The organism is Calidithermus terrae (assembly GCF_003574345.1).
Taxonomy (GTDB): Bacteria; Deinococcota; Deinococci; order Deinococcales; family Thermaceae; genus Calidithermus; species Calidithermus chliarophilus.
The window spans coordinates 1-4571 of the sequence record NZ_QXDL01000273.1; the positions used below are offsets into that span (position 1 = coordinate 1).

At 69.2% G+C, this 4571-nt stretch carries 5 protein-coding genes; all 5 read right to left on the reverse strand.

The window, feature by feature from the left end:
* Positions 1–2 precede the first annotated feature (2 nt).
* On the reverse strand, positions 3–593 hold the full coding sequence (locus Mterra_RS19075) for a transposase (RefSeq protein WP_119316570.1): 591 nt from the start codon (positions 591–593) through the stop codon (positions 3–5).
* Positions 590–1969 carry an FAD-dependent oxidoreductase gene (locus Mterra_RS19080; RefSeq protein ID WP_119316573.1) on the reverse strand — a complete coding sequence of 460 codons (1380 nt, stop codon included), beginning with the start codon at positions 1967–1969 and terminating at the stop codon, positions 590–592. Before Mterra_RS19080 ends, Mterra_RS19075 begins: the two co-directional genes overlap by 4 nt.
* 22 nt (positions 1970–1991) lie before the next feature.
* Positions 1992–2873: a carbohydrate ABC transporter permease gene (locus Mterra_RS19085; RefSeq protein WP_119316571.1), complete on the reverse strand. Its 882-nt coding sequence runs from the start codon at positions 2871–2873 to the stop codon at positions 1992–1994.
* Between the two features lie 156 nt (positions 2874–3029).
* Positions 3030–3938: a carbohydrate ABC transporter permease gene (locus Mterra_RS19090; RefSeq protein WP_245971701.1), complete on the reverse strand. Its 909-nt coding sequence runs from the start codon at positions 3936–3938 to the stop codon at positions 3030–3032.
* Positions 3935–4571: hypothetical protein (locus tag Mterra_RS22810; RefSeq protein WP_218022975.1), on the reverse strand; the 637-nt coding region annotated here is incomplete at its 5' end. The genes Mterra_RS22810 and Mterra_RS19090, both read right to left, overlap by 4 nt.

The window sequence follows — 4571 nt, forward strand, 5'->3', positions numbered from 1 at the left end:
CTTCATCGGTGGGGGTTCTCCTCGTCGGTGTCCCAGCCCAAAGGGTTATGGACGATGTATCGAATGGCTCGCAGTTCGTCTTCGTCGCGGATGACCCGTTCGTAGTAGTTGCGCTGCCACAAACGTTTATCGAAGGGAGGCCATCCCGACTCCTTGACCCCGCGGACGTACCGGCTGGTGGTGAGGGTTTTGAATCGGTGTACCACATCCGGCAGCGTCAACCCTGTAGGGGCAGGCCCCTGTGCCTGCCCTGGCCCCTGTGCCTGCCCTCCCACCCCAGCGGGTCCCCGGGGATCAGGGCGGCCACGGGGGGCCGCCCCTACGTTCCCCAAAACAATGATGCCGTGGATGTGGTTAGGCATCACTGCGAAGGCGTCTGTCCCCACACCGGGGTAATGCTCGGGCATCTGATCCCACACCTCGAGCACCATCTCCCCCGCTGGGCTCAGACGCATCTCCCCGTCAACCGACTCGCCGAACAGACCCATCCGACCCTGGGCACAGACCGTCACAAAATAGGCTCCCACCGAGGAATAATCGAACCCCTCCAGCCGGATCGAGCGCCGGTGGTGCCGGTCGGGGTCGTACCTCACAGGTTGGCCCCCTGCCGCCGCAGGGCCTCGCGCAGCTCGACCCCGTCAATCTCGCGCACCCCCACGCCCCGCGCCGCGCACCACGCCGCCGCGAGCCCCGCGGCCTCGCCCATCGAGTGGCAGTTCTGCTGCACCCGGATGGCGCTCTGGGCCTCGAAGGTGGCGCTGGCGCAGCGGCCCGGCACCAGCACGTTGGAAAGCCCCTGCGGGATCAGGCTGCGGTAGGGGATCTCGTGGAAGGCGTCGGGCTTGAAGTAGGGCAGGTCGCCCGAGCGCTCGTGGTAGAGCTTCTGGCCGCGCGGGGTGTGGATGTCCACGGGGTAGTGGTTGCGGCAGACGGCGTCCTCGAAGGTCTTGCAGTGGAGGATGTCCTCCAGCGTGAGCACGTACTCCCCCACGATGCGCCGGGTCTCGCGCACCCCGACCATGGGGGCGTAGGAGGCGATGAAGGCGTTCTCGCAGCCCTCGAAGGTGGCCCGCAGGAAGCGCAGCAGGCGGTCGATGGCCTCCTTGCCGTCCACCTGGGCCCGGCTCAGCGTCCAGGCGTCGGCCCCGTCGTTGAGCTCGGCGGCCAGGCGCGGGCAGTTGAAGGAGATCACCCCGGGCTGCCCCGGCACGCTGAAGCCCTGGAAGTAGTCGCCGTCGCGCTCGAGCAAGAGCCCCTCCTCGACCCCCCGGCGGAAGAGGGGCTCGAGGCTCGAACCCTTGCCCCACACCATCCAGAAGTGCATGAAACGGGGGCTCTCCTGCGGCTGGCCGTGGCGGGCCAGGAAGGCGCACAGCCGCTCGCCGTCCACCCCGCCCAGCATGAAGCGCAGGCTCATGGCCTGGTGCAGCCCGCTCTCGGCCTCCCCGGCCTCGAAGGGCGCGCCCGCCCGCACCGCCAAATCGGCGTCGCCGGTGGCGTCGATGTAGGTGTGGGCTTCCAGGCGCACCAGCCCGTCCTTGTTGTGCACCACGACGGCCCGCACGCGCCCGCCCTCCAGCTCGGGCGCGACGAAGTGGGTGTGGTAGAGGACTTCCCCGCCCGCCTCGACGAGCATGCGCTCGAGGACGTACTTCATCCCCTCGGGGTTGAACCAGTTGTCGTTGCCGCTGCGGTCGGTGGCCCCGTCGCCGCGCTCGCACAAGCGGCGCTTGAGCTCGTCGGTGAGGCCCCGGTTGAGGTTGACCCCCGCCGCGACGTTGCGCATGAGGGGCGTGACCTGGGCGTTGGTGCCGGTGCCGCCCAGCGAGCCCAGGGCCTCGACGACGAGGGTCCTCGCCCCCGCCCGGGCGGCGGCGATGGCGGCGATCGCGCCCGCCGTGCCGCCCCCCACGACGATCACGTCCCAGGTGCGGGCTTCGGTACGGATGGGTAGGTTCACGGTCTGCATGGCGTTCACGTAAAGGGGGGCTTCAGCCCTTCACGGCCCCCTCGAGCCCCCGCATGAAGTAGCGCTGGAAGACGAAGAAGATGACCAGGATGGGGATGATCTGGATGATCGCCCCCGCCGATACGGCGCGGGTGTTGGTGGCGAAGGCCCCCGCCAGGTCGAGCAGCCCGGCCGCCAGCGGGTAGAGCTCGCGGTCGCGCAGCACGATCACGGCCCACAGGAAGCTGTTCCAGATCGCCACGAACTGCAGGATGCTGAAGGCGGCGATGGTGGGCATGGTCAGCGGCAGCATCACCCGCCGCCAGATGGTCAGCTCGCCCGCCCCGTCGATGCGGGCGGCCTCGATGAGCTCCAGCGGCACCGCCAGGTAGGCCTGGCGCAGCAGGAACAGCCCCACCGTGCTGGGCAGGGCGGGCAGGATGATCGCGGCGAACTGCCCCACCGCGCCGGTCTCGGGGCGCAGCAGGCCCAGCTTGACCGTGGTCACGTAGTTGACGATCAGACCGGCCTCGTTGGGCAGCACCAGGGTCGCCAGGATGGCGTAGAAGACGAAGTTGCGCCCGGGGAAGTTCATCTTGGCCAGCGGGTAGGCCGCCAGCGCGCAGAAGGCCACGCTCAGGCCCACCCCGAACACGCACAGGAGAAGGCTGTTGAGCACCTGCCGGGCCACCGGCACCAGCGAGAAGACCTCCTCGTAGTTGCGCAGGCTGGGGTCGGTGGGCACCAGCGAGGGCGGGAACTCGAAGATGCCGCCCGAGGTCTCGAGCGAGGTCACGAAGGTCCAGACGAAGGGGTAAACGCTGACCACCAGGATCAGCAGCAGCAGCAGGTAGATCAGCACGCGCTCGAGCAGCACGCGGAGGCGCTTGCGGGCGCGGATGCGGGCGAGCTCGAGGTCAGGCACGGTGCCCTCCGGGCAGGCCGGTAGCCGATAGCCGATAGCCAAGGGCTGCCGAACGCCGGACGCTAAACGCCAAACGCCCAGAACCACGATCGAACGGCGTCTCGCGTCCCGCGTCTGGCGTCCGGCGTATTGCGTTCGGCGTCTTGCGTTCGGCGTTCACGAGCTACTCCCCCCTCGAGTCAGCCGGAAGTTGATCACCCCGAAGACCAGGCTCACCGCCGCGATCACCAGGCCCGCGGCGGCGGCGTAGCCGTAGCGGAAGTCCTGGAAGGCCTGGGCGTAGACGAAGTACATGGCGGTGTAGGTGCTGCCCGCCGGGCCGCCGGAGGTCATGACGAAGATCTCCTCGAAGACCTTGATGGCGCTGATGGTCGAGAGCAGGCTGCACACCAGGATGGTGGGGCGCAGGCCCGGCAGGGTGATGTTCCAGAACACCTGCCAGCGGCCCGCGCCGTCGATCACGGCGGCCTCCTCGAGGCTCTTGTCGATGCTCTGCAACCCCGCGAGGTAGAGCACCATGTAGTAGCCCAGGCCCTTCCAGATGGTCACGAACATCACCGCGTAGAGGGCGAGGTGGGGGTTGGCGAGCAGGTTGGTGGGGTTGTCGGGGTTCATCAGGCCCAGCCGGGTGAGGACGAAATTGACCGGGCCGTACTGGTTGTACATCCAGTTCCACATCAGGCCCACCACCGCGAAGCTGGTCACCACCGGCACGTAGTAGGCGGTGCGGAAGAGGCCGATGGCGGGGAGCTGGCGGTTGACCAGCATCGCCAGCCCGATGGAGAGGACCTGGATGACGGGGACCACCAGCACGTACTTGACGCTGTTGGTCAGGCCGTACCAGAAGTCGCGGTCGGGGCCGCGCCCGGCGAAGGCGCCGAGCCCGAAGAGCTCCTCGAAGTTTTTGAGGCCCACCCACCGGGGCGGGGAGATGATGTTGTACTCGGTGAAGGCCAAGTAGGTGCCGAAGAGGATGGGCCAGAAGGTGTAGACCGCCTTCAGCGCCAGCATCGGCAGCATGAAGCCGTAGGCGATGGCCAGGGTGCGCAGCAGCCGGGCGTTCACCGGGGGGCCTCCGCGCCGTAGGGGGAGCGCTCGAGCAGGGTGAGCCCGACGAGCGTGGGGTTGGCGGCGGCGCCGCCGGACTCGAGGGTGAGGCTTTGGATGGGCAGCTCGGGCTTGGGGTTGTTCCACACCAGGGCGTTGAGCCCCGCGTCGAGCCCGTCGGCGGTCTTGCCGCGCCACACCGGCTCGTAGACCACCGTGCGCACCTGGGGCTCGAGCCAGCTCGTGAGGTGGCGGCCGTACTCCAGCGCCAGCGTGGCCTTCGAGCCGTCGGCGTAGGTGAGGGTGTAGCTGCCGACGCGCTCGTAGCGCTGGCTGCCGATCCAGCCGGTGGTGTGCAGGAAGGCCAAGGCGCGCGCCTTGGCCCCGCCGAGCTCGAGGGTCACGCTCTGGGGCAGGTCGGCGGCCGCCGCGCGGGCCCCCTTGAGCATCACCGCGCCCGAGACGTGGAAGCGGTAGGGGCCCAGCCGCACCACCCCGGTCGGCAGGGCCGAGAGGTCGGTGCCGGGGCCTTTCTGGATCCACTGGGTCTCGTCGGGGTCGGCGAGGCGGCGGGTGACGGCCGGGGTGAGGTCGGCGAGCTGCCCGGCGATGGGGGCGAAGGGGGGCACCCGCCAGGCGTGGCGGTAGCGG

What these genes read in the sequence shown, in the direction of transcription:
- Mterra_RS19080 (WP_119316573.1), bottom strand. Translation starts at nt 1,969, where the DNA reads ATGCAGACCGTGAACCTACCCATCCGTACCGAAGCCCGCACCTGGGAC.